The following is a 24,984-nucleotide window of genomic DNA, read 5'->3' on the forward strand; positions in this document are numbered from 1 at the left end:
AGCGTAGCGCCGTCACACGCGCGGGCGACGCCGCCGGCCGTGGATAGGGTGAAGGAGCGCCACCCCCGCGCATCGCTCCACCTCGAAAGCTCCACCATGCCCTCAGCGCCCTCGACCACGTCCGCCACCGCGTCGCTCACCTCGGCCGATTCGATCCGGCTCGTCCTCGACACCGTCGAGGCCCGCAACCCGAACGAACCCGAGTTCCTGCAGGCCGTGCACGAGGTGCTCGAGTCGATCTCGCCGGTGCTCGAGGCGCACCCCGAGTTCGTCGACGGCGGCATCCTCGAGCGTCTCGTCGAGCCCGAGCGGCAGATCCTCTTCCGCGTGCCGTGGGTCGACGACTCCGGCCGCCTGCAGGTCAACCGCGGCTTCCGGGTGCAGTTCTCATCGGTGCTCGGGCCGTACAAGGGCGGCCTCCGCTTCCACCCCTCGGTGAACCTGTCGATCATCAAGTTCCTGGGCTTCGAGCAGATCTTCAAGAACGCGCTCACCGGCCAAGGCATCGGCGGCGCCAAGGGCGGCAGCGACTTCGATCCGCACGGCCGCTCGAACGCCGAGATCATGCGCTTCTGCCAGTCGTTCATGAACGAGCTCTACCGCCACCTCGGCGAGCACACCGACGTGCCCGCCGGCGACATCGGCGTGGGCGCCCGCGAGATCGGCTACCTCTTCGGCCAGTACCGCAAGGTCACGAACCGTCACGAGTCCGGCATGTTCACCGGCAAGGGCGTGCAGTGGGGCGGGGCCGAGGTGCGCACCGAGGCGACCGGCTACGGCGCCGTCTTCTTCGTCGAGGAGATGCTCGGCGTGCACGGCGAGACCCTCCACGGCAAGCGCGTAGGTGTCTCCGGCTCGGGCAACGTCGCCATCTACGCCATCGACAAGGCCCGCCAGCTGGGCGCGACCGCGGTCACGGCATCCGATTCCTCCGGCTACGTCGTCGACGACGCCGGGATCGACGTCGACCTCCTCCGCCAGATCAAGGAGGTCGAGCGCGCCCGCATCTCGGAGTACGCCGCGCGGCGCCCGGGCGCCCGCTACGTCGAGGGCGCACGTCCGTGGGAGGTGCCGGTCGACGTCGCCGTCCCCTCGGCCACGCAGAACGAACTCGACAGCGGCGACGCCCGCGCCCTCATCGCGAACGGCGTGCGGGCGGTGGCCGAGGGTGCGAACATGCCCTCGACGCCCGAGGCGATCGAGCTGTTCCAGTCCGCGGGCGTGCTGTTCGGCCCGGGCAAGGCCGCGAACGCCGGGGGCGTCGCGACCTCGGCGCTCGAGATGAGCCAGAACGCCGCGCGCCAGCGCTGGAGCTTCGACGACAGCGAGTCGAAGCTCCGCGCGATCATGGCCGACGTCCACGACGCCGCGTTCCAGGCCGCCGAGCGCTACGGCCGCCCCGGCGACTACGTCGTCGGCGCCAACTCCGCGGGCTTCGAGCGCGTCGCGCACGCGATGCTCGCTCAGGGCGTCATCTGACCGTCCTTCCGACCCGCTGACCGGCGGGGCGCTCTCGCGAGTCCCCGACCCGCCACCGGCTCAGGCGTTGGCCGCGCCCCTTGGTTGGCCCATGCGGTCGCCACCACGGCGGGAAGCGGCCGCTCGGGCCGACTCCGCGCACCGGGTCGAGGCGGGAGCGGCTCCGGCGAGCCCGAAGGCGGGGTCCGGGTCGGCCCGCGTCGTCACCACCGGCGCAGGAAGCGACCGTCGGGGCCGACTGCGGGGCGACAGCGAGCAATGACGGATGCCGCGGGCCGCGGCATCCGTCATCGGTGAAGGCTCCGCGGATCCGGAGGGGGCGCGTCAGGCGCTCGCCGCGGCGTTGGCCGCGGCATCCGTCTCCGGCTTCTTCTCGGGCCAGAGCTGCTCGATGAGCTGTGCGACCCAGGCGATGAGCCCGTCGTCGCCGAGCGGCTCGCCGCCGGCCGACGGCAGCGGCACGACCATCGCCTCTCCTCCGGCGACGAGCTTCGCCTTGGGGTGCAGGCGCTGCAGGCGCACGCGCATCGAGTCCGGCAGGTTCGCGGGCGCGACGCGCAGGTTCGGCCCCATCGCGACGACGTCCGCCAGGCCCGCCTGCCCTGCGCGACGGCGCAGGCGGGCGACGGCGAGCAGGCCCTCGACCTCGGCCGGCGGCTCGCCGTAGCGGTCGGTGAGCTCCTCGACGACGAGGTCGATCGCGCCGGGCTGCGCGGTGACGGATGCTGCCGCCGAGAGCTTCTGGTACGCCTCGAGGCGCAGCCGCTCGCTGTCGATGTACGACTCGGGGATGCGCGCCTGCACCGGCAGCTCGAGCCGGAGCTCGGTCGGCCCTTCCGTCTCCTCGCCGCGGAACGTGGCGACCGCCTCGCCGATCATGCGGAGGTAGAGGTCGAAGCCGACGCCGGCGATGTGGCCCGCCTGCTCCGCGCCGAGGAGGTTGCCCGCGCCGCGGATCTCGAGGTCCTTGAGCGCCACCTGCATGCCCGAGCCGAGGTCGTTGTTGACGGCGATCGTCTCGAGGCGGTCGGCGGCCGTCTCGCTGAGCGGCTTCATGTCGTCGTAGAGGAAGTACGCGTAGGCGCGCTCGCGCGCACGCCCGACGCGGCCGCGCAGCTGGTGGAGCTGGCTCAGGCCGTACTTGTCGGCGCGATCGATGATGATCGTGTTCGCGTTCGAGATGTCGAGTCCGGTCTCGACGATCGTCGTGCAGACGAGGACATCGGATCGCCGCTCCCAGAACGCGTCGACGACCTCCTCGAGCGCATGCTCGCCCATCTGGCCGTGGGCGACTGCGATGCGCGCCTCGGGCACGAGTTCGGCGAGCTCCGCCGCGACGCGCTGGATCGACTGCACGCGGTTGTGCACGTAGAACACCTGGCCCTCGCGCAGCAGCTCGCGGCGGATCGCCGCGGCGATCTGCTTGTCGTTGCGTGCCCCGACGTACGACAGGATCGGATGCCGGTCTTCCGGCGGCGTCTGCAGCGTCGACATCTCGCGGATGCCGGTCACCGCCATCTCGAGGGTGCGCGGGATAGGCGTCGCGCTCATGGCCAGGATGTCGACGTTGGTCTTGAGCTTCTTCAGGGTGTCCTTGTGCTCGACCCCGAACCGCTGCTCCTCGTCGATGATCATCAGGCCGAGGTCTTTGAAGATCACCTTCTCGGTGAGGATGCGGTGCGTGCCGATGACCATGTCGACGGTTCCGTCGGTGAGCCCCGCCAGCACCTCGCGCGCCTGCTTGTCGGTCTGGAACCGCGAGAGCGCCTTGACCTTGACGGGGAAGCCGGCGAAGCGCTCGGTGAACGTCTCGAGATGCTGCTTGACCAGGAGCGTCGTGGGCACGAGCATCGCGACCTGCTTGCCGTCCTGGATCGCCTTGAACGCCGCGCGGACGGCGACCTCGGTCTTGCCGAAGCCGACGTCGCCCGACAAGAGCCGGTCCATCGGGATCGGCTTCTCCATGTCGGCTTTGATCTCGTCGATCGTCTGCAGCTGGTCGGGCGTCTCGGCGAACGGGAACGCCTCTTCGAGCTCGCGCTGCCACGGGGTGTCGGGGCCGAAGGCGTGCCCTCTCGAGGCCATGCGCGCCGAGTACAGCTTGACCAGCTCGACCGCGATGTCGCGAACGGCGCGGCGCGCCTTGCTCTTGGCCTGCGCCCAGTCGCTGCCGCCCATCTTCGACAGGCTCGGCGCCTCGCCGCCGACGTAGCGCGACAGCAGGTCGAGCTGGTCCGTGGGCACGAAGAGCTTGTCGCCCGGGTAACCGCGCTTGGAGGGCGCGTACTCGAGCACGAGGTACTCGCGCATGCTCTTCACGGCGTTGCGGCCGCCGCTGGACACCTCGCGCTGCGTGAGCTCGACGAACTTGCCGATGCCGTGCGTCGCGTGGACGACGTAGTCGCCGGCCTTCAGCTGCAGCGGGTCGACGACGGCCTTTCGCCGCGACGCGAGCTTCTTGACGACGCGCGTGTCGCCGCCGATCGTGCGGCCGTAGAACTCCGACTCTGTGAGCACCGCGAGCTTGGCGTCGGGCGCCTCGAACCCGCGCTCGAGCACGCTCACGACCACGTGTGCGACGCCCGGCTCGGGTGCGTGCAGCACCTCGTCGACCTTGCGCGCCGCGATGCCGCGCTCGGCGAGCACGTCGCGGGCGCGCTCCACGAGTCCGGCTCCGGATGCGGCGACCACGACGCGCCAGCCATCTGCGAGCAGCGCACCCACGTGGTCGGTGGCGCCCTCGACGTTGCCCTGGAACGACGGCACCGCAGAACCCGGCACGCGGATCGCGGCAGCGGCCTCGAGCGCGACGTCGATGTCGTCGTCGATGAGACCCTCGGCCGCGGCATCCGCGTGTCCGGAGTCGAAGGCGCTCAGCGTCCACCAGACGCCGCTGCGATCGCGGGCCGCCTCACGCAGCTCGGGCAGGGTGAGGAAGTCGCCCGCGCCCAGATCGATCGGCGTGCTCGCCCCGGCAGTCGCGGCGCTCCACGCGGCATCGAGGAACTCGCGGTTGGTCTCGCCGAGCGTGATCGCGCGAGTCACCGCGCGCTCCGGGTCGATCAGGGCGACCGCGGCGGCCTCAGGCAGGTAGTCGACGAGCGTGACGAGCCGGTCGACCACGGCGGGCAGCAGCGACTCCATGCCCTCCACCGGAATGCCCTCGGACATCTTCTCGAGCATGCCCGCGAGGCCGGGGAACTCGTCCTTGAGCTGGCGGGCGCGGCCGCGCACCGCATCCGTCAGCAGCAGCTCGCGGCTCGGCAGGAGGGTGACCTCGCGCACCTCTCCCGGCAGCGAGCGCTGGTCGGCGACCGAGAATGCGCGCATCTCGTCGACCTCGTCGCCGAAGAACTCGACACGGTACGGGTGCGCCGCGGTGGGCGGGAATACGTCGAGGATGCCGCCGCGCACAGCGAACTCGCCACGCCGCGACACCATGTCGACGCGGTGGTACGCGAGCTGGACGAGGCGCGTCGACACGTCACCGAGGTCGTGGCCCCGGCCGCCGACGACGAGCTCGATCGGATCGACCTCGGTGAGACCCGCGGCCAGGGGCTGGATCGCACCGCGGACCGACGCCGTGATGACGAGCGGGGTGGCGGCGTCCCAGCGGGCGATGCGCGTGAGGATGTCGAGTCGCGCGCCGACCGTCTCGGCGCTCGGGCTCAGGCGCTCGTGCGGCAGCGTCTCCCACGCCGGGAAGTGCAGCACCTCGGCGCCCGGCAAGAGGGCGCCCAGCGCGGGACCGAGCGACTCGGCCCGGCGCCCGGTCGGCGCGACCAAGAGCACGATGGGCGGCTTGCCGGCAGCGCGGCGTCGCTCGATCAGAGCAGCGAGGAGCGGAGCGTCGAGTCCTTCGACGAGCGAGAAGTCGGCATCGATGGATGCCGCGGCCAACGCGTCCCGGAAAGGCTCAGCCTGTTCGAGGGCGCGCACGATCCCGGGAACTGTCACCGCACGAGTCTACGACCCAGCCGGGCATGGGATCCGCCAGCGAATCGATCCCGCGCTCGGCAATCGCGAAAGGGTAGATGTCCGCACACCCATGGCGTGCCGAAATCTACCCTTTCGCGATTCCAGCGGGCGCGGATCCGGACGGCGGCGGACAGGCGGCTCCTAGGATGAGGCTGTGAGCCAGCCCGACGCGCCTCAGAACCCGCCCGCTCAGCCCGGCGGCTGGGCGCCGCCCGGAGCGGCGCCGTTCGGGACGCCGGCGAGCGAAGCCCCCGCGCCGGGATATCCGGCGGGTGTCCCGCAGGGGTGGTCGGCTCCCCCGGCCGGCGCGTACGCGCCCCCAGCCGGATACGCGGCACCCGCGGGCTTTGGGGCGCCCACGACAGCGGCGTACGGCGCGCCCGTCCCCGTGAAGCGCAGCAGCGCACTCGGGATCGTCGCACTCGCGCTCGCGCTCGTCGCCACGATCGGCGCGAGCCTGGTGGCCGCGATCGCAAGCTTCAACGTCGGGCTCGGCGCCGGCCGCGAGATCTCGTCACGGCCGTTCACCGGCGACTTCGACTGGTCGGTCCTGACGCCCGTGCGCGACTGGGTGCTGATGGGCGAGGTCTCGTTCTGGGTCGGCACCGCGATCGGCGTCTGGGCTCTCGTTCAGGGGATCATCGCGGTGGTCAAGGGACGCGGCCGCGGCGCCGGCATCGCGGCGATCGTCATCGCCGCCCTCGGCCCGATCGCCTTCGGCGCCGTGGTGCAGGGCTTCCTCACCGCGGGTCTCGCCGCCGGGACCGGCATCGGCGGCTGACATCCGCGGCGGCCGGGTCGAAGCATCCGTCCCCTTCGCTCCTCATTCGAGGACGTAAGCCGGGGTGCGGAGCAAACCGGCACGATCGTTCCGCATCTCGGCTGACGTCCTCAGATGAGGATGCGGGAAGGCCCGGCTGCCCTCGCCTCCCGCAGACGCGGGGCGCGTGGTGCTTCTGCTGGGTGGCGAGCAGACCCTCGGCGACGAGCTGCTCGACCGCGTCGGCGGCGTCGCCGAGGAGAATCGGGAGGTTCTTGCGCTCCGTGGAGCCGAACGGGTCGAGCACCCAGTCCGCCGCGTCCTGGCGTCCGGGAGGACGCCCGATGCCGACACGGACGCGCGGGAACTCCGGGGTGTCAAGTGCCTTCGCGACGTCGCGCACGCCGTTGTGGCCCCCGTGGCCGCCGCCGATCTTGAGCTTGATCGTGTCGAACGGGATGTCGAGCTCGTCGTGCACGACCACGACGTGGTCGGCGTCGATGCTGTAGAACTTCGCCAGTCCGGCGACCGGCCCGCCCGAGACGTTCATGAAGGTGTTGGGCTTGGCGAGGATGAGCTTCGGTCCGCCGGGACGCAGCCACGTCTCGACGACACGGGCGTTCGCCTTGTGCGCCTTGAACGATTCGCTGCGGCGGCCGGCGAGCTCGTCGACGACGAGCTGCCCCACGTTGTGCCGCGTGAGCTCGTAGCGCGGGCCGGGATTGCCGAGCCCCACGATCAGCCACGTGTCTGCCATGTCATCCATCCTGCCCGAGCACGCCGCGAGGACGGCGTGACTCCTCGTGAAGACGCAGCGAGGGGGCGCGGCATCCGCACCCCCTCGCTGGAAAGCGATCCGATCGCTCGGCGTCCGATTACTCGGCGGCGGCCTCCGCGGCCTCCTCCGACTGCTCGGCGGCGACCTCGGCGTCGGCCTCGGCGATCTCCTCCTCGGCGGCGATCGCCGCAGCGGGGACGGCGATGGCGACGACGAGCAGCTCGGGCTCGGCGGCCAGCGTCGCGCCCTTCGGGAGCTTCAGCTCGGCGGCGGTGATGTGGGTGCCCTCTTCGAGGCCCTCGACGTCGACCTCGATGTGCTCGGGGATGTGGGTGGCCTCGACCTCGAGCGCAACCGACGTGGCATCGAGGTTGACGATGGTGCCGGCGACGGGCTCGCCCAGGACGACGACGGGGACGTCGACCTGGATCTTCTCGCCCTTCTTCACCACGAGGAGGTCGATGTGCTCGACGATCTGGTGCACGGGGTCCTTCTGGACGTCCTTGACGAGCGTGAGCTGCGAGGTACCGTCGAGGTCGAGCTCGAGCACCGCGTTGGCGCGGCGGATGAGCAGCGAGACCTGGTGGCCCGGGAGGGCGACGTGCACGGGGTCGGTGCCGTGGCCGTAGATGACGGCGGGGATCTTGCCGGCGGCGCGGAGGCGGCGGGCGAAGCCCTTGCCGAAGCTCTCGCGGAACTCGGCGTGGACCTTGGTGTCGGGCTCGGTCGACATGGTGTTCTCCTTGCGGGCGCGGGGCCCTTGTCTGCGGCGGCGCGGGGCCGTTCCGAATCGGCCTGCGCGGTGGCGGGCCCGGGTATTGGGGATGTCTTCGACTCGAACGCGCGCGCGTGAGGAAAGCCCGTGGGGCCGGCATCACCGCGTCGATCACGGATGCCGCAGCCCGCCGCGATCGACGGGCGCGAGGCATCCCTCGCCGAAGTTCGGACAAGAGTCTACCAGCGCCCCCGCTACGATGAGGAACGCACCTGCTTCCCGCTCCCACGGAGGACCCCATGGACTACGGCTTCGCTAGCCACGCTCTTCTCTGGCTCATCGGCGCCATGGCCGCCGTCGGCGCCTTGGGCACGGTGCTCGCGTTCTGGAGCCTCGGCCGCCAGGGCTACCGCAAGGACTGAGAGCCGCCGTCCGGGTCTTGAGCGCTACCGCTCCCCGGGCGCCTCGGCGAGGTCCTCTCCGACGGCCTCATCCATCGCTGCCTCGGATTCGCCGACGATCCGCGTCATCGCCTGGAACGCAGCATCCGCCTCCCCGCTCGCGACCGCGAACGCGACGTCGCGATGCCAGCGCACCGCGTGCGGGTTCGCCTCGTGCGGCATGAGCGCGTGGCGCGTACGACCCTCGAGCACCGCCTGGACGACTCCGCCCAGCACCCCGAGCATCGGGTTTCCGGATGCGCTGAGCAGCGTGCGGTGGAACCGCACGTCGGCGTCGAGGTACTCGGCCTCCGCCGCCTGCTGGTCGTGACGCGCCATGCCCAGCGCGGCGGTCACGAGCGCCTGGCGCTGGGCGTCGGTCGCGTTGGCCGCCGCCAGACGGGCAGCGAGCGGCTCGACCGCGCCGCGCAGCTCGCTCAACTCATGCAGCTGCCGAGCGCGCCCGGGTCCGTCGAGCCGCCAGGCGATGATCTCGGGGGCGTAGACGTTCCAGTGCTCCACCGGCAGCACCTCGATACCCGCCTTGCGGCGTACCTGCACCAGCCCGAGCGACTCGAGAACCCTCACCGCTTCGCGCGCCGCGGAGCGGGAGGCACCCGAGGACTCGGCCAGCTCGGTGGTCAGCAGGCGCGATCCGGCGGGGTGTTCGCCGTGCACGATCGCGGCGCCGACCCGCTCGACGAGGGCGTCGTGAACGGGGCTGCCGTATGGTGTGTCGGCCATGGTCCGATTGTGCCGCATGTCTCCCGTTTCATCCGACATCATCGACACTTACTGTTTTTATGTCGTACTTATCGATCGGGGACGCGCTAAGATCGGGACAGAACACGAGCCTACGAAGGAGATGATTCCGGATGCTGCCGACCCCGCCGATCCTGGTGCTGATGGGCCCGTCCGGCACCGGCAAGTCCACCGTCGGCGCCATGCTCTCCGGCCGGCTCGGGTGGCCGTTCCAGGAGGGCGACGACCTCCACCCGGCCGCCAACGTCGAGAAGATGCGGCGAGGTCACGCGCTGAACGACGAGGACCGGGTTCCGTGGCTCGAGCTCGTCGCCGCGTGGATCGACGCCCGCCGCGCGGCCGGCGAACCCGGGATCGTCACCTGCTCGGCGCTCAAGCGCAACTACCGCGACATCCTCCGCCGCGACAACGTCACGTTCGTGAACTTCACGGGAGACGCCGCGGTCGTGCGCGACCGCATGATGCGGCGACAGGGGCACTTCATGCCTCCGGCACTGCTCGACTCGCAGTTCGCGACCCTCGAGGCGCCCGGGCCCGACGAGCGGGCGATCGACGTCGACATCGCGCTGGCTCCCGAGGACCAGACGGAGCTCGTCGCGTCGGCACTCCGCCTCGAAGGTTCGTGACGCTCGGACCGGACCCGTCATGACTCCCGGGCTAGGCTCGTTGCATCAGCCGCGAGCCCGCCATGCCCGGAAATCCCACGCTCACAATCGACCGCCGTGCGGCGTGAGCAGCCGGCCATGTCGTGTAACACGAACAGGCCAGACTTTAGGCTGAATAGCAACGAAGACAGGAGCTTCAGAGTGTCGGAGAACGCAGCGAACATCGGTGTGGTGGGTCTTGCGGTGATGGGGTCGAACCTCGCCCGCAACCTGGCCAGCCGCGAGGGAAACACCGTCGCGGTGTACAACCGGTCTCGGTCCAAGACCGACGAGCTGACCGCCGCGCACCCGGAGGCCGAGTTCGTCCCGGCGTTCTCGTACGAGGAGTTCGCCGCGTCACTGCAGAAGCCGCGGGCCGCGATCATCATGGTCAAGGCCGGCCGCCCCACCGACGCGGTCATCGACGCGCTGGTCGAGGTGTTCGAGCCCGGCGACATCATCGTCGACGGCGGCAACGCCCTGTTCACCGACACCATCCGCCGTGAGAAGGCGGTCCGCGAGACAGGCATCAACTTCGTCGGCGCCGGCATCTCCGGCGGCGAGGAGGGCGCACTGCTGGGCCCGTCGATCATGCCCGGCGGCTCCGACGAGTCCTGGGTCACCCTCGGCCCGATCCTCAAGTCCATCGCCGCGGTCGCCGAGGGCGAGCCCTGCGTCACGCACGTCGGCCACGACGGCGCCGGCCACTTCGTGAAGATGGTGCACAACGGCATCGAGTACGCCGACATGCAGCTCATCGCCGAGGCGTACGACCTGATCCGCCGCGGCACCGGCAAGACGCCCGCCGAGATCGCCGAGGTGTTCGCCGAGTGGAACACCGGGGAGCTGGAGTCGTACCTCATCGAGATCACCGCCGAGGTGCTCCGCCAGACCGACGCCGCCACCGGCCAGCCGCTGGTGGACGTCATCCTCGACCAGGCCGGCGCCAAGGGCACCGGCGCCTGGACCGTGCAGACCGCGCTGTCGCTCGGCGTCCCGGTCTCCGGCATCGCCGAGGCCACCTTCGCCCGCTCGCTGTCCAGCCACCCCGAGCAGCGCGAGGTGTCCCGCGGCCTGCCCGGCCCCGCCGAGGGCCTGACGGTCGACGACCCGGACGCGTTCATCGAGGACGTCCGCCTCGCCCTGTACGCGTCGAAGATCGTCGCCTACAGCCAGGGCTTCGACGAGATCCGCGCCGGCGCGGCCGAGTACGACTGGACCATCGACCTCGGCGCGGTGTCGAAGATCTGGCGCGCCGGCTGCATCATCCGCGCCCAGTTCCTCAACCGCATCGCCGACGCCTACGCCGCCGAGCCCGAACTGCCGGTGCTGCTGACCGCGCCGTACTTCGTCGAGGCCCTCGGCCGCGCCCAGGGCGCCTGGCGCCGCATCGTGTCCGCCGCCGCCGGCGCCGGCATCCCCGCCCCCGCGTTCTCGTCGTCGCTGTCGTACTACGACGGCCTCCGCGCCGAGCGCCTGCCCGCCGCCCTCATCCAGGGGCAGCGCGACTTCTTCGGCGCCCACACCTACAAGCGCATCGACAAGGACGGCACCTTCCACACCCTGTGGTCCGGCGACCGCACCGAGATCGAAGCCGAAGACACCCACTGACGCATCGAGCGAACGTCCGAGGGCGGATCCCCATCATGGGGATCCGCCCTCGGTGTCTCAGCCCACGTCGGCGCCCAGGCGCGGGATCGGCTCGGGTCAGCCTGCGTGGCCGTTCGGACCGGGCTTGACGTTGTGGTTGCGGCAGAACACGTTTGCGGGGTCCCACTCGCGCTTGACCGCCACGAGACGGGCCATGGTCGCCGGCGGATACATCCGCTCGGCGAACGACGCCTCGGTCGAGACGGTGAAATTGCCGTACACGCCCGAGCCCTTCGCCTCGATGGCATCCCATTCTTCGATGACCTGCGCCCGCGTCGGGTCGTCGAGCATGCCCGGCACATCGAACGCGCCCGCCATCGCGAACCACGTCGCGTCGCGCGCGGGGAACGCCGAGTCGTCCTGCGAGACGTCGCCGTACGCCCCGCCCAGTGAGCGCAGGAAGGCGACGGATGCCGGATGCCGCTCGCGGAACGACACGAGCCGCTCGATCGCGTCGTCGTCGAGCACCGGCAGCAGCGTGTTGCCGCCGACGAACCCGGGCATCGGCTGCTCGGGGTCGAACTCAGGGGCTTCGAGCAGCACGTCGGGGTATTCCTGCACTCCGAACTCACGTTCGGTGACCCCGGGCGCGTCCGCCAGCGGTGCCAGCGCCCGCCGCGCGGCCTCTTCGTCGGTGCCGATCCAGACGGCGGTGATCGAGGCGCCCGCCGGGGCGCTCGGGTCCATCGCGGGCACGTCCATGTACGTGACGGTGAGGTCACGCGGAGCGTCGGCCATCAGGTCGCGCAGCACGCGGATGATCGGGCGGGCGTCGCCGTCGATGCCATACACCGCGTGCACGACGCCGTCGAGCGGATGCGCCTCGAAGTCGAACCGGGTCACGACGCCGAAGTTGCCGCCGCCGCCGCGCAAGGCCCACAGCAGCTCGGGGTGCGAGGCATCCGTCGCCTCCACCACATCGCCGCGCGCGGTGACGAGCTGCGCGCCGACGAGCTGGTCGGACGCCAGACCCCATGCGCGCACCATCCAGCCGATGCCGCCGCCGAGGGTGAGGCCGCCGACGCCCACCGATGCCGTGTCGCCCGAACTGATGCCCAGCCCGCGCTCGGCGAGCGCGTGTGCGACCGCGCCCCACTGCGCTCCCCCGCCGACGCGCACGCGGGTGCCCTCGACCTCGATGTCGTCGAGCGCGGAGATGTCGAGGGTGAGGCCACCGGGCACCCCGCCCCAGGCGCTGTGACCGCCGCCGCGGATCATGATGTCGAGCCTCTCGGCCGAGGCGTAGCGGAGGGCGCCGCGCACGTCGTCGACCGTGGCGGAGCGGATGACGGCGGCGGGCGTGCCGATGCCGGAGTGGAAGCGGCGGGCGGATTCCCATTCGGAATCGCCCGGACGGATGACGGTGCCGACGGAGCCGGCGCTGAGGTCGTCGTTGCTCATGACGGCCAGGCTAGGGGTACGCGCCGACATCGACCAGAGTCCCGCGTCGATCGCTCCGCTCGCCGCCCGGACGTGTCGTCGGGCGGGCGTAGGCTCGCCAAGGTGACGAGCATCCTCTACATCGGCGGTACCGGAACCATCAGCACGGCGTGCGTACGCCGCTCCGTCGCCCTCGGGCACGACGTCGCGGTCCTCAACCGCGGCAGCGCCCGGCGCCCCCTTCCGCCGGAGGTCGAGCTCATCGAGGCCGACATCCGCGACGCTGCGACCGTGCGTGCCGCAATCGGCGACCGGCGCTTCGACGTCGTCGCCGAGTTCCTGGCGTTCTCGCCCGAGCACATCGCCACCGACCTCGACCTGTTCGAGGGCCGCATCGGGCAGTATGTGTTCATCAGCTCGGCCTCCGCATACGAGAAGCCGCCGCGTCGGCTGCCGGTGACCGAGTCCACGCCGCTGCGCAACCCGTTCTGGCAGTACTCGCGCGACAAGATCGCCTGCGAGGACGTGCTGGTCGGCGCCTACCGCGAGCGGGGTCTGCCGGTGACGATCATCCGTCCATCGCACACGTACGACGAACGGATGCTGCCCACCCTGGGCAAGTGGAACGACATCGCCCGCATGCGCTCGGGTCGCCCGGTCATCGTGCACGGCGACGGCACGAGCCTCTGGACGATCACGCACGCCGACGACTTCGCGGTCGCGTTCACCGGCCTGCTCGGCAACCCCGCCGCGATCGGAGAGGCCTTCACGATCACCGGCACGCACGCGCCGACGTGGAACCAGATCCACGGTTGGCTGGCCGACGCCGCGGGCGTGGCCTCCCCCGACCTGCTGCATGTCGCGTCCGAGACGATCGCCGCCTTCGCGCCCGAGCTCGGCCCCACTCTCATCGGCGACAAGGCCAACTCGGTGGTGTTCGACGTGTCGAAGGTGACGCAGCTCGTGCCGGAGTTCCGCACGACCGTGACGTTCGACGAGGGCGCGCGCCGCATCCTCGCGTACTACGACGCGCACCCCGAGGCCCAGGAGATCGACGAGGGCCGCGATGCGCTCTTCGATCGCATCGCGGCCCATGCCCGCTCGGCGGGCTGATCGGTGTGAGACCGGTCAGCGCGTGATGTCGCGCACCGTTCCCTTGTCGAGGCGCAGGCGGCGGCGGGCCCGTCGCGCGACGGCCGAGTCGTGCGTCACGACGATGAGCGTGAGCCCTTCGTCGTTGAGCGCCTGGAGCACGGCGAGGATCTCGTCCCGCATGCTCTCGTCGAGGTTGCCGGTGGGCTCGTCGGCGAGGAGCACGCGCGGGCGCTTGACGATCGCGCGTGCGATCGCGACGCGCTGCTGCTGACCGCCCGACAGCTCGCCGGGACGGTGGTCGGCGCGCTCGGCGAGCCCGACGTGCGTGAGCGCCTCGGTGACGCGCGCGGTGCGTTCCTCCTTCGACAGCCCCAGCGGCTCGAGCGCCATGTCGACGTTCTCGTGCGCGGTGAGCGTCGGGATGAGGTTGAAGCCCTGGAACACGAAGCCGATCTCGTGCGCGCGGATGCGGCCGAGCTCACGGTTGTTCGCGGTCGCGATGTCGATCTCGCCGAGGTGCACCGATCCGGTCGTCGGTCGGTCGAGGGCGCCCAGCAGCTGCAGGAGCGTCGATTTGCCGCCGCCGGTCGGTCCCTGGATGGTGACGAAGTCGCCGGCGTCGATCGTGAGGTCGACGCCCGCGAGCGCCTTCACGATCCGGCCCTTCTGCGTGTAGGTCCGGGTGACGCCCTCGAGGCGGTACTGCGGCGGCGGCGCAGCATCCCCCGTCGATTGCGGCTCGGTGTCGATCATGGTCATGACGTGCTCTCCCGTCGGTGAGGTGTCTTCGGGTTCAGTGGGGATGGTGTCGGACATGAGAGGCCTCAGCCGACCGATCGGAGCGCCTCGGCGGGGCTCAGTCGAGCCGCGCGCCAGCCGCCGAACGCGCCGGCGACCAGGCCGCCCAGCACCGCGATGCCGACCGCAGCGACCACGACCCACAGGGTGATCGGGGCCGAGAGCACGATGTCCGTGCCCGCGGACTGCATGGCGTCGGCGAACGCACCGCCGCCACCGCCCATCGACCCGCCCTCGCCGCCGGGGCCGAAGGTCTGCGCCGTCGGCGCGGTCGAGATCGTCGGCGAGATGAGGTTGATCGCGAGGATGCCGGCGAGGCCGATGACCAGACCCACCACACCGCCGATCGCGCCCTGCACGACCGACTCCCCCGCGACCTGGCCGACCACGCGGCCGTTCGACCAGCCGATGGCCTTGAGCGTGCCGAACTCACGCGTACGTCGCGAAACGCCGGAGATCGTGAACAGCACAGCGAGCACCAGCGCGACGGCCAGCACGATGATCGAGAGCCACGTGCCCAGGTTGGTGATGAGCGACGAGGCGCTCGAGAGCGAGCCCGACACGGTCGAGGCGAGGTCCGCCTGCGAGCTCACCGTGGCGTCGGGCAGCTCTTCCTGGAGCGCCGACTGCACGGAGGCGATGGCGTCGGAGGACTCGGCCTGCACGTACACAGTGGAGACGACCTCGCCGGCGCCCGAGAGCTCCTGCGCGACGCCCAGCGGGATGTACACGTTGGAGGCCGTGTCGGCCTCGTCCGACGTCGATGCGACGATTCCGACGACCTCGAAGTCCTGGCCGCCGACATCGAGCGTGTCGCCCACCGCGAGCTCCGCCGTCGAGGCGTAGGTCGCGTCGAGCACGGCGACGTACTCGCCCTCGTCGGACGTCTCGAGACCTCGGCCGTCGGAGACCTCCACGGCCGACAGCGGACCGACGGCGTCCGCCGACGGGTCGATACCGAGAACCGTGAACGAGTCGACGTCGAACGAGCCGCCGCCGAATCCGCCGCCTCCGCCGCCCTCGCCCTGCTGGGGGGGCTGGCCCTGGGTCGTGCCGGAGTCGGTCGAGTCGTCCGGACGCTGCGGCAGCTCGCCCGAGAACGTGGAGTTCGTCAGGCTCAGCGCGCCGGACGCAGCCGAGACGCCCTCCACTCCCGCGACCGTGTCGACGGTCGCGGCGTCGAGCGTGCCACGCATGAAGTCGGTCATGAGCCGCGACTGGCTCAGCTCGGTCGTACCGTCGTCGGTCGTCGATCCGCCGTCCTCGCCGAAGTCGAAGCGTGCACCGCCGCCGCCCTCGCCGGGTTCCGCCTGGGCTCCGCTGACTGTGAGGTCGGTGCCGACGCCGTACACGGACTCGAGCGCCTTCGCCTGCGCGGCGCTCACCCCCGCGGCGAGCGAGTTCACGATCATCACGAGCGCGATCGCGATCGCGAGGCCGGCGGCCACGATGATCGTCTGCTTCTTGCGGCCGGCCAGCTCCCGCCGCAGATAGGTCATGTACATGGGTCTCCTCTTGGGCGGGCGGAGTGCCGGCCGTCGACGCGACGCTACGGATCGGCGTGATGCGCTCCACAGGCGGGAGCTATGAAGAACTGATGGAAAGCGGCATCCGCATCGTTCCCGACCGTCGTGGATTTCACAGCCGGCGCATAGCGCGCTCCATAGGAATCGCATAGGAAGGGCTCCACAATGGACGCATGACCAACCCCGCACCGGCCCTCCTGCGTCCCGATGGCTCGAACCTCCGCGTCCTCGTGGTCGACGACGAGCAGATGCTCACCGACCTGCTGTCGATGGCGCTGCGCATGGAGGGATGGGAGGTTCGCACCGCGGGCTCGGGCTTCGAGGCGCTCCAGTCGGCGCGCGAGTTCGAGCCCGACGCCATGGTGCTCGACATCATGATGCCCGACCTGGACGGCATGGCCGTGCTGCAGCGGCTGCGGCAGGCCGGCGACGATGTGCCGGTGCTGTTCCTGACCGCGAAGGACGCCGTGACCGACCGGGTCGCCGGGCTCACCGCTGGCGGCGACGACTACGTCACGAAGCCCTTCAGCCTCGAAGAGGTCGTGGCGCGCCTTCGCGGCCTCATGCGACGCGCCGGTACCGCGCACGCCGCCGGTGCCGAGCCGATCCTCCGCGTCGGCGACCTCACGCTCAACGAGGACAGCCACGAGGTCGAGCGCGCGGGCGCCGAGATCGAGCTCACCGCCACCGAGTTCGAGCTGCTCCGCTACCTCATGCGCAACCAGCGCCGCGTCGTGTCGAAGGCGCAGATCCTCGACCGCGTCTGGAACTACGACTTCGGCGGCCGATCCAGCGTCGTCGAGCTCTACATCTCGTACCTCCGCAAGAAGATCGACGCCGGCCAGGAGCCCCTCATCCACACCGTGCGCGGCGTCGGCTACATGATCAAGGCGCCGCAGTGACAGACGAGAAGACTCCGGACCCCTTCATCACGGAGGGGACGGATGCCTCGGCCGGCGCGACCGCGCAGGCCGAGGCATCCGCGGCTTCCGTCGAGAGCGAAAAGCACGCCACGCTCCCCCGCCGTGCCCCGTGGACGTTGCAGCGCCGCCTCATCGTCACGGTCGTCGGCATCACGTCGTTCATCATGGTTCTCGTCGGCGTCGCCACGAGCGCGATCCTCGGAGGCGTATTGGAGGAGGGGCTCAGCAACGAGCTGCGCTCCACCGCGGAGCGCACATCCGCCATGCTGCGCCAGCCCATCGCTGCCGGGCTCACCGCAGCGGAGATCCTCGAGCAACAGCCGCAGCAGGCCGGGTTCCTCCTGGCCATCGAGACGCCCCCGTCGCCTCCCACCGCGGCGGTGATGGAAGCGGATGGCACCGTGACGGAGCTGTCGGAGGATCAGATCGAACAGCTCGCCGCCGGGCTGCGGGGCGAGGGACCGCTTGTCGTCACCATCGACGACGTGGGGACGTTCCGGGTCGAGGGGCACCCGGTCAACGGGCAGTCGATCGTCGTCGTCGGGCTCTCGCGGGACGAGGTCGCCGCGACGATCACCCGCATGCTCACGACGATCGCCCTGCTCACCGCCGGCGGTCTCCTGCTGCTCGCGGTGGCGACCGCGTGGACGATCCGCCGTGGCCTCGCGCCGCTGCGGGCCGTCGCCGACACCGCCGCGCGCGTGTCGTCGCAGCAGCTCGACCAGGGCGAGGTGTCGATCTCCGAGCGCGTCCCCGCGCGCGAGGCCGATCCGCGCACCGAGGTCGGCCGCGTGGGCGCCGCCCTCAACACCCTGCTCGACCACGTCGACGAGTCGCTCACCGCGCGCCAGCGCAACGAGGAGCGCATGCGCAGCTTCGTCGCCGACGCCAGCCACGAGCTGCGAACGCCGCTCGCGTCGATCCGCGGGTACTCCGAGCTGTCGCTCACGGCGCTGGGCCGCGGGCAGGGCACGGCGCTCGAGACGACCGAGGCGTCGCTCGAGCGCATCCAGGCGCAGTCGCTGCGGATGACCTCCCTCGTCGAGGACCTCCTGCTGCTCGCGCGCCTCGACGAGGGGCAGGAACTCGTCTACGGCACCGTCGACCTGACCCGCCTCGCGATCGACGCGGTGGCCGATGTCACACCGACCGGACCCGACCACGAGTGGGTGCTCGAGGTGGGCGACGAGCCCGTCCTCATCGCCGGCGACACCGGACGCCTGCACCAGGTCGCGGCCAACCTGCTCGCCAACGCCCGCACGCATACGCCGGCCGGCACGACGGTGACCGTGAGTGTTGCGCGCAACGGCCGCGACGCTATCCTCCGCGTGCACGACGACGGCCCCGGGATCGATCCGTCCATCAAGGACGAGCTGTTCGAACGGTTCTCACGGGCCGATCGCTCCCGGGCGCGTCAGACCGGCGGGACCGGCCTCGGCCTCTCGATCGCCCGTGCCATCGTCGACGCGCACGGCGGCAGCATCCGTGTCTCCAGCGAGCCCGGTGACACGACCTTCGAGGTCCGCCTGCCTGCCCGGCCCGCCGACCCCAAGGCCGGCTGAGCCCACACCCGTTCTGTCGGTGAGAGTACAGCTGGTGGACGAGAGGTAGGGAACGAACCACCCTCTCGTCCGCCAGCTGTACTCTCAGCGAGTCGCCTTCGTCGGGCGCCTCCCCGAGGACAGAGCAGCGGCCGATCAGTAGCCGCTGAAGGCGTCGGTCGTGATCGAGCGGGCCTTCTCGAGCGCGGGGGCGAGCTCGGCGATCAGATTCGCCGGGCCGGAGATGTACGCGTGTCGCGAGGCGATGTCGGGGACCATGCGCACGAGTCCCTCGGCGTCGAGGCGCACGCCCTGCGCCCACACCCAGTGCGCGGGCAGGTCGGCGGGTCGGTCGCGGGTGAACACGACGACGCGGGCACCGGATGCCTCGATCTCGTCGCGGTACGCCAGCTCCGAGGAATCCGACGCGACGTAGACCAGGACCACGTCGCGGTCGAGACCCTTCGCCGTCGCCTGGCCGAGCTGCGACACGAACGGCGTCACGCCGATGCCGGCCGCGACCATCAGGATCGGCGCCGCGTCGCGCTTGGGCAGGAGGAAGTCGCCCCACACGCCGGTGATGGCGAGCTCGTCGCCCGGCTCGACCAGCGCGAGCGCCTTCTTGTACGAGCTCAGGGCCTGCGGAGTCTTGCCCTCCTTGAAGGCGACCTTCACGAACGGCAGGTCGGCCGGCGCCGATGCGATGCTGAACTCGCGGCGCGTGCCGCGAGCGTCGGGGTGGCGGTGCGGCACCTCGAGCTCGAGGTACTGGCCGGGAAGGAACGCGAGCCGGTCGTGCACGCGGAAGGTGAGCTCCTGCACGGTCGGGGTCGGCTCGGAGCGCGCCACGAGCGTCAGCCGCACCGCCGTGCGGACGGCGAACGCGAAGGCGACCAGGTTGCCGATGAGGAGCGCGCGCTCCTGCCCGAGGGTGATGTCGCCCATCGCGATCGGCCACCCCGCGAGCACGCCCACGACACCGGCGACCACGAACTGCTGCCAGCGGCGCGGCGGGAGCGTCAGCGGCTCGGAGAGCATGAACGCGCCGAGGAAGAGGAACGGCGACGACCACAGCACCGGCCACAAGAGGTCGAGCGCCTCGATCTCGAGCCCCGCGGCCTGGTACTGCACCGAGGTGCGAACGACGGCGACCGCCACGGCGACCACGAGGAACACCAGGATCACCCGCACCTTCTCGGTGCGCACGAGCACGGCGAGACCCAGCAGGATCACCGGCGCGGCGAGCGCAGGCGTGCCCACCCACCACGACGACGCGCCGAGGTCGGGCCACGCGAGGCTGAGCAGGGTCAGGACCGTCGCGCCGACCGCCGCGGGGTTGAAGATGTGACGCCCGCGCCACGCCAGCACGTACTTCGACAGCGAGGCGACGGCGGCCGCGATCGCGATCCCGACGAGAGGAACCAGCTCGTACGTCGGACGGAGCACGAACAGCAGGATGTGCGCCGTGATGAGCGAGGATTCGAGGCGCCATGGAAGGTTCAGCACGCGCTGGGCGGCAGCATCCACCCCCACGCAGACGGCCGAGAGCACGAGGAGCGTCGCGATCAGCTGCAGCGGGTCGGGTCCGACCAGGTCGAAGAACGACAGCAGCAGGGCCACCACGGCGAGGGCGGCGAGCGCGAAGTAGGCGAGGCGGTACATCGACATGCGGCCGAGCACCGCGAAGACGCGGTTCCAGAGGGCGGTGAGCGATCCCATGCGCGTCACACCGGCTGGAGGGGCTCGAAACGACCCGCACGCGGGAGGACACGGATGCTGTCGCCCGGGCGGACGACGCCGCCTTCGAGCACGACCGACATGACGCCCGCCAGACGCACCGTGGCGCCGGCGTCGTCGACGTGGACCAGTTCTTTCATGAGCCCTTCCGAGAGTCCGTTGATCTGCGCGCAGGGGTTGCGGAGCCCGGTGATCTCGATCACCGCGTCATCCCCGAGCTCGAGCCGCGTGCCGCGCGCCAGGCCGAGCAGGTCGATGCCGGCCGTGGTGATGTTCTCGCCCAGGGTGCCCGGTGTCACCACGTGCCCGCGCGCCGCCACCTCGTCGAACAGCTCCGCGTGGATGAGGTGCACCTGCCGGAGATTCGGCGTCGCCGGGTCCCGCTTGATGCGGGAGAGGTGCTGCACGGTGGCGCCGGCGTGGGCGTCGCCCTCGACGCCGATCCCGGCGATCAGGGTGATGCTCTCGCGCGCCGGCTTGCTGAAGCGATGCGCGTCGTCGCGGGAGACCGCGACGACGTGTCCGGAGGGAGACTCGATCACCCCTAAACGCTATCTGCTCGCACGAACAGGTCGGCGCGGCAGCCGGGCGACCACTCGACGCGGCCGTCGGTCGTCATGCGCACCCACTCCACGCCCCAATCGTGCGCGAGGCGCGGGCCGCCGTCGAAGAACAGCGCGGTCGCGACCGCGTCGGCCGTCATCGCGTCCGGCGCCACCGCCCACGTCGCGGCGATCGTCCGCACGGGCTGCCCGGTGCGCGCGTCGAGCACGTGATGCAGCGTCGCGCCCGTCGACGACGGCCACGAACGCCGGTTGATCGCGGACGCGCAGAGCGCAGCATCCGTCACCTCCCAGACGCCGATCGCGCGACGCGGATCGAACGGATGCTCCAGCCCGATGCGCTGCGGACGCCCCCGCAGGGCGAGGTCGCCGCCGGCGTCGACGGTGAGATCGCCCGCCTCGGTGCGCGACAGAATGCCCAGGACGAGGTCGACGAGGCGCCCCTTGCCCAGCGCGCCGACGTCGACCGTGGCGGGTTCGGTGAGCGCGAGGCGTCCCTCCTGCCAGGTGAGCCGCTCCCGCCAATCGACGGGCGCGGCGACCGGCTCGGCGTCATGGAACGAGTACCGCGCGTCATAGCCGAGCGCGTCGAGCGAGGCGCCGACGAGCGGGTTCACCGCTCCTCCGGTCGCCTCCGACACCCCTGCGAGGGCGTCGAGCATGGGGGCGGCGTCCTCAGGCGCCGGGATCGATCCGCCGCCGCGTGCCAGGGCGCTCACAACGGAATCCGGCCGGAACCGCGACCACTCGCGGTCGAACGCGTCGATCCGCGCCGCGACCTCGTCGCGCACCACCGTCGGCACTTCACGTGCCGTGACGATCTCCCACGACGTGCCGATGGCGTCGAAGCGCCATGTCGCCGGCGCCGCGGACATGCCTAGCTCGCTGCTTCGGTCTTGATGGTCTCGATGGCGTCGTTGAAGCCGCCGCTCGTCAGCGATGATCCGGCCACCCGGCTGACCTGGATGTCGTCGATGTCCTCGCCGACCACGACATCGGCGATGCCGCCGATGAACTGGCTCTGGTACTGCTCAGACTCGCGCTTCTGCGGATCGCCGGTCACCTCGACGGCGGTGATGACGTCGTCCTCGAGGGTCACCGTGACGCTGATCGTCTCGACGGATTCGGGCGTGGCGTACGAGCCGTCAGCGGTGTAGGTGCCGTCGGCGTATGAGCCCGAGCCACCGTCGGAGCCGGTCGATCCCGTGTCGGTCGACGACGATCCGGTGTCGGCCGTGGTCGGCTCTTCGGCCTCGGAGGCGGTCGCCGCGCAGCCCGAGAGGAGGGCGATGCCGGCGACGGCGGTCAGGGCCGCACCGGCGCGGACGGGGCGGGAAGCGAGTGCGGTGCGGATCATCATGGTCCTCCTGGCTCGGGTCGGGCTCGTGGCGTCGACGCGATTGCGTCAGGACTCATCTTGACGACCGGTCCTATGAGCCGCCTTTGAGCTCCTCAGCAGACGGCGATGAGGGGCGCCCGCGGCGCAGCACCGCCTTCAGCGCCTCGACGGCCAGGAAGATGCCGATCGACGCCAGGATCGGGATGATCCAGGATGCCGCGGGCAGCGGCCGCGACTCGAACAGCACGTTCATGAACGGCACGTAGGTGTAGACGAGCTGCAGCACGACGAGCGCGAGCGCCGACCACCACACCGCGCGGTTGCCGCGCAGGACGTCGATGGTGAGGCTCGAGCGGGTGAGGAACCGGCAGTTGAACAGGAACGCGAGCTGCCCCAGCGCGAGCATGAGCACGGCCTCGGTGCGCGCCACCTCGAGATCGACGCCGGCGGCGGTGACGCCGTGAAAGACCCCCATCGCCGCACCGCCGATCAGGAGCGACACGATCAGGATGAACCCGAGTTCGCCCCGATTGATGATCGGTCCTCCGGTCGCACGCGGGGGTCGGCGCATGATGCCGCGTTCGGCCGGCTCATACGCGAGGGCGAGCGAGAGGGTGACGGCGGTGACCATGTTGACCCACAGCACCTGCACGCTCGTGATCGGCAGCGCCAGGCCGAACACGACCGCGACCAGGATCACGAGCGACTGCGCGCCGTTCGTCGGCAGCAGGAACACGATCGACTTGCGCAGGTTGTCGTAGATGCGACGGCCCTCGGCGATGGCGCTGCGGATCGTCGCGAAGTTGTCGTCCGCAAGCACGAACTCGGCGGCTTCCTTCGTCGCCTCGGTGCCCTTGATGCCCATCGCGATGCCGACGTCCGCGCGAGTGAGGGCAGGCGCGTCGTTGACGCCGTCGCCGGTCATCGCCACGACCTCGCCGTGCGACTGCAGCGCCCGCACGATGCGGATCTTGTGCTCGGGGCTCGTGCGCGCATACACGTCGACATCGCGCACGACCTCCCGCAGCTGCTCCTGTGTGAGCGCCTCGAGCTCCGCGCCGGTGAGCACTTCGGCGACGGCGCCGGCAAGGCCCATCTCGTGCGCGATCGCCAGGGCGGTGCCGGCGTGATCGCCGGTGATCATCTTCACGCGGATGCCGGCGGTGTGGCAGTCGGCGATGGCCTCGATCGCCTCGGGCCGGGGCGGATCCACGATCCCCCACACGCCGATGAACTCGAGGTCGACCACGTCGTCGAGCGCGAATTCCTCCATCGTCGGCCGCACCGGCTTGCGCGCCGCAGCCAGGACCCGCAGGCCCCGCGCGCTGAGCGCGGCGACGGCCGCGTCCCAGTGAGCGAGATCGAGCGGCTCCGACCCGTCGGCGCCGCGCTGCGTCAGCGAGCGCTCGAGCAGGCGGTCGGGTGCGCCCTTCACGAGGATCGCCCGCGATACCTCACCGGCCTCTCCTCCGGAGCGGGCGCCCTCGTTGAGCGTCGCCATGAGCTTGTTGGCGGAGTCGAACGGGATGACCGCGACCCGGCGTCCCCCGGCGCTGCCGACGCCGCCCTTGATCGCAACGGCCTTGAGCGCGCCCTCGGTGGGCTCGCCCACGAGGCTCCAGGTGCCGTCGTCGGCGCGCACGATGTGCGCATCGTTGCACAGGGTCGCGATGGCGAGGATCGCGGCGAGATCGCCTCGGGGCGCAGCATCCGCTCCCTCCCCGCCCACCGGCAGGATCTCGCCCTCCGGCGCGTAGCCGAGCCCCGTGACGTCGTACTCGGCGAGCGGCGTGACGATGTGGCGCACCGTCATCTCGTTGCGGGTGAGCGTGCCCGTCTTGTCGGAGCAGACCGTGGTGACCGAGCCCAGCGCCTCGACCGCGGGGAGCTTGCGCGTGATCGCGTTGTGGCGCGCCATCTGCTGCACGCCGATGGCGAGCGTGATCGTCACGAGGGCCGGGAGCCCTTCGGGGATCGCCGCGACGGCGAAGCCGATGGCCGCCGAGATCAGCTCGTCGAACGGCATCCCATGGAGGAACCGGCCGATCATCAGCATGACCGCCGCCATGCCGAGGATCACGACGGTGAGCACGCGGCCGAAGCTGTCGAGCTGACGCGTGAGCGGCGTGGCCAGTGCGTCGGCCTCGTCGGCGAGGCCCTGGATGCGGCCGAGCTCGGTTGTCGGCCCGGTCGCGGTGACGACGCCCCGGCCCTGCCCGGCGCTCACGATCGTGCCCGAGAACGCCATCGATCCGCGGTCGCCCACGCCCGCTTCCGCGGCGACCGGGTCGGTCGTCTTGGAGGACGGCACCGATTCCCCGGTGAGCGCGGCCTCGTCGATGCGCAACTGGTGCGCCTGCAGCAGTCGCAGGTCGGCCGGGACCTTGTCGCCGGGCATCAGCCGCACCACATCGCCCGGTACGAGATCGGCGGCCGGCACCGTGATCCAGCCGCCGTCGCGCCGCGCGCTGGCGTCGGCCGACAGCATCCCCCGGATCCCCGCGAGCGCCTTCTCGGCCCGCCCCTCCTGGATGTAGCCGATGACCGCGTTGATGATCGCGACCACCATGATCACCCAGAAGTCGAGCCAGTCGCCCATGAGCGCCTTGATGACGGCGGCGCCCAGCAGGATGTAGATCAGGGTGTCGTTGAAATGCGCGAGGAATCGCAGCCAGCCCGGCTTGCGCGCGGGTTCGGGCAGTCGGTTCGGGCCGGCGAGCTCGAGCCGCTCCACCGCCTCAACGGTGCGCAGGCCACCTGCCTCCGCCTCCAGGTGCGCGAGCACGTCGTCGGCGGGGGCCGCCCACGGGCGCGGAACGGTGAGACGGGCCTCCGTCAGCGGCTGCGACATGCTTGCTTCGTCCTTCCGTCGCCGC

At 71.1% G+C, this 24,984-nt stretch carries 19 protein-coding genes and 1 pseudogene; 8 read left to right on the top strand and 12 right to left on the bottom strand.

What is annotated here, in order from left to right; all coding sequences use genetic code 11:
- Positions 1-96: 96 nt before the first annotated feature.
- Positions 97-1,479: an NADP-specific glutamate dehydrogenase gene (gdhA, locus tag ACVN90_RS12045; RefSeq protein ID WP_475098482.1), complete on the top strand. Its 1,383-nt coding sequence runs from the start codon at positions 97-99 to the stop codon at positions 1,477-1,479.
- Positions 1,480-1,803: 324 nt separating this feature from the next.
- On the opposite strand, the gene mfd is transcribed toward gdhA, so the two are convergent.
- Positions 1,804-5,436, bottom strand: coding sequence for a transcription-repair coupling factor (mfd, locus tag ACVN90_RS12050; RefSeq protein WP_475098483.1), 3,633 nt, complete (start codon positions 5,434-5,436; stop codon positions 1,804-1,806).
- 175 nt (positions 5,437-5,611) lie between these two features.
- Here mfd and ACVN90_RS12055 point away from each other — a divergent pair, with 175 nt between their 5' ends.
- Complete coding sequence (locus tag ACVN90_RS12055; protein ID WP_475098484.1) at positions 5,612-6,238, top strand: hypothetical protein; 627 nt, start codon at positions 5,612-5,614, stop codon at positions 6,236-6,238.
- A gap of 157 nt (positions 6,239-6,395) precedes the next feature.
- On the opposite strand, the pseudogene pth reads toward ACVN90_RS12055, so the two are convergent.
- Both pth and ACVN90_RS12065 read right to left on the bottom strand, forming a co-directional pair.
- Positions 6,396-6,974, bottom strand: a pseudogene (gene pth / locus ACVN90_RS12060) (aminoacyl-tRNA hydrolase); the annotation flags it as partial.
- A 118-nt stretch (positions 6,975-7,092) separates the two neighbouring features.
- On the bottom strand, positions 7,093-7,728 hold the full coding sequence (locus ACVN90_RS12065; protein WP_475098485.1) for a 50S ribosomal protein L25/general stress protein Ctc: 636 nt from the start codon (positions 7,726-7,728) through the stop codon (positions 7,093-7,095).
- Between the two features lie 281 nt (positions 7,729-8,009).
- Here ACVN90_RS12065 and ACVN90_RS12070 point away from each other — a divergent pair, with 281 nt between their 5' ends.
- The gene (locus ACVN90_RS12070) at positions 8,010-8,132 is read left to right on the top strand and encodes a hypothetical protein (RefSeq protein ID WP_262927523.1); all 123 of its coding nucleotides are present in this window, start codon (positions 8,010-8,012) and stop codon (positions 8,130-8,132) included.
- Positions 8,133-8,156: 24 nt separating this feature from the next.
- On the opposite strand, the gene ACVN90_RS12075 is transcribed toward ACVN90_RS12070, so the two are convergent.
- Positions 8,157-8,894 carry a FadR/GntR family transcriptional regulator gene (locus tag ACVN90_RS12075; RefSeq protein ID WP_475098486.1) on the bottom strand — a complete coding sequence of 246 codons (738 nt, stop codon included), beginning with the start codon at positions 8,892-8,894 and terminating at the stop codon, positions 8,157-8,159.
- Positions 8,895-9,025: 131 nt separating this feature from the next.
- Here ACVN90_RS12075 and ACVN90_RS12080 point away from each other — a divergent pair, with 131 nt between their 5' ends.
- Both ACVN90_RS12080 and gndA read left to right on the top strand, forming a co-directional pair.
- Complete coding sequence (locus ACVN90_RS12080; protein ID WP_475098487.1) at positions 9,026-9,538, top strand: gluconokinase; 513 nt, start codon at positions 9,026-9,028, stop codon at positions 9,536-9,538.
- A 180-nt stretch (positions 9,539-9,718) separates the two neighbouring features.
- The gene (gene gndA / locus ACVN90_RS12085; RefSeq protein ID WP_475098488.1) at positions 9,719-11,167 is read left to right on the top strand and encodes an NADP-dependent phosphogluconate dehydrogenase; all 1,449 of its coding nucleotides are present in this window, start codon (positions 9,719-9,721) and stop codon (positions 11,165-11,167) included.
- A 96-nt stretch (positions 11,168-11,263) separates the two neighbouring features.
- On the opposite strand, the gene ACVN90_RS12090 is transcribed toward gndA, so the two are convergent.
- A complete protein-coding gene (locus ACVN90_RS12090; protein WP_475098489.1) occupies positions 11,264-12,607 on the bottom strand; it encodes an FAD-binding oxidoreductase in 1,344 nt (447 codons plus the stop codon).
- 102 nt (positions 12,608-12,709) lie between these two features.
- Between ACVN90_RS12090 and ACVN90_RS12095 the strand changes: the two genes are divergently transcribed.
- Complete coding sequence (locus ACVN90_RS12095) at positions 12,710-13,699, top strand: NAD-dependent epimerase/dehydratase family protein (protein ID WP_475098490.1); 990 nt, start codon at positions 12,710-12,712, stop codon at positions 13,697-13,699.
- Positions 13,700-13,714: 15 nt separating this feature from the next.
- Here ACVN90_RS12095 and ACVN90_RS12100 read toward each other — a convergent pair whose 3' ends face one another.
- Together ACVN90_RS12100 and ACVN90_RS12105 are read right to left on the bottom strand one after the other, a co-directional pair.
- Positions 13,715-14,440, bottom strand: coding sequence for an ABC transporter ATP-binding protein (locus ACVN90_RS12100; protein ID WP_475102114.1), 726 nt, complete (start codon positions 14,438-14,440; stop codon positions 13,715-13,717).
- A 65-nt stretch (positions 14,441-14,505) separates the two neighbouring features.
- The gene (locus ACVN90_RS12105; RefSeq protein ID WP_475098491.1) at positions 14,506-15,984 is read right to left on the bottom strand and encodes an ABC transporter permease; all 1,479 of its coding nucleotides are present in this window, start codon (positions 15,982-15,984) and stop codon (positions 14,506-14,508) included.
- A gap of 194 nt (positions 15,985-16,178) precedes the next feature.
- Between ACVN90_RS12105 and ACVN90_RS12110 the strand changes: the two genes are divergently transcribed.
- Together ACVN90_RS12110 and ACVN90_RS12115 are read left to right on the top strand one after the other, a co-directional pair.
- Positions 16,179-16,907, top strand: a complete 729-nt coding sequence (locus tag ACVN90_RS12110; protein ID WP_475098492.1) for a response regulator transcription factor — start codon at positions 16,179-16,181, stop codon at positions 16,905-16,907.
- A complete protein-coding gene (locus ACVN90_RS12115; RefSeq protein WP_475098493.1) occupies positions 16,904-18,490 on the top strand; it encodes a sensor histidine kinase in 1,587 nt (528 codons plus the stop codon). The genes ACVN90_RS12110 and ACVN90_RS12115 overlap by 4 nt, the downstream gene beginning before the upstream one ends.
- Before the next feature lie 135 nt (positions 18,491-18,625).
- Here the strand turns inward: ACVN90_RS12115 and ACVN90_RS12120 are convergent, their stop codons facing one another.
- The 5 genes from ACVN90_RS12120 to ACVN90_RS12140 form a co-directional block, all read right to left on the bottom strand.
- Positions 18,626-20,188, bottom strand: a complete 1,563-nt coding sequence (locus ACVN90_RS12120) for an FAD-dependent oxidoreductase (RefSeq protein ID WP_475098494.1) — start codon at positions 20,186-20,188, stop codon at positions 18,626-18,628.
- 5 nt (positions 20,189-20,193) lie between these two features.
- On the bottom strand, positions 20,194-20,748 hold the full coding sequence (locus tag ACVN90_RS12125; RefSeq protein WP_475098495.1) for an MOSC domain-containing protein: 555 nt from the start codon (positions 20,746-20,748) through the stop codon (positions 20,194-20,196).
- Positions 20,749-20,750: 2 nt separating this feature from the next.
- Positions 20,751-21,644, bottom strand: a complete 894-nt coding sequence (locus tag ACVN90_RS12130) for an FAD:protein FMN transferase (RefSeq protein ID WP_475098496.1) — start codon at positions 21,642-21,644, stop codon at positions 20,751-20,753.
- 2 nt (positions 21,645-21,646) lie between these two features.
- Entirely contained in the window at positions 21,647-22,126 is a 480-nt protein-coding gene (locus tag ACVN90_RS12135; protein ID WP_475098497.1) for a hypothetical protein, read from the bottom strand.
- A gap of 73 nt (positions 22,127-22,199) precedes the next feature.
- Positions 22,200-24,959 carry a cation-translocating P-type ATPase gene (locus ACVN90_RS12140; protein ID WP_475098498.1) on the bottom strand — a complete coding sequence of 920 codons (2,760 nt, stop codon included), beginning with the start codon at positions 24,957-24,959 and terminating at the stop codon, positions 22,200-22,202.
- Between the last annotated feature and the right edge of the window lie 25 nt (positions 24,960-24,984).

It is taken from the genome of Microbacterium sp. F01 (genome assembly GCF_056156365.1).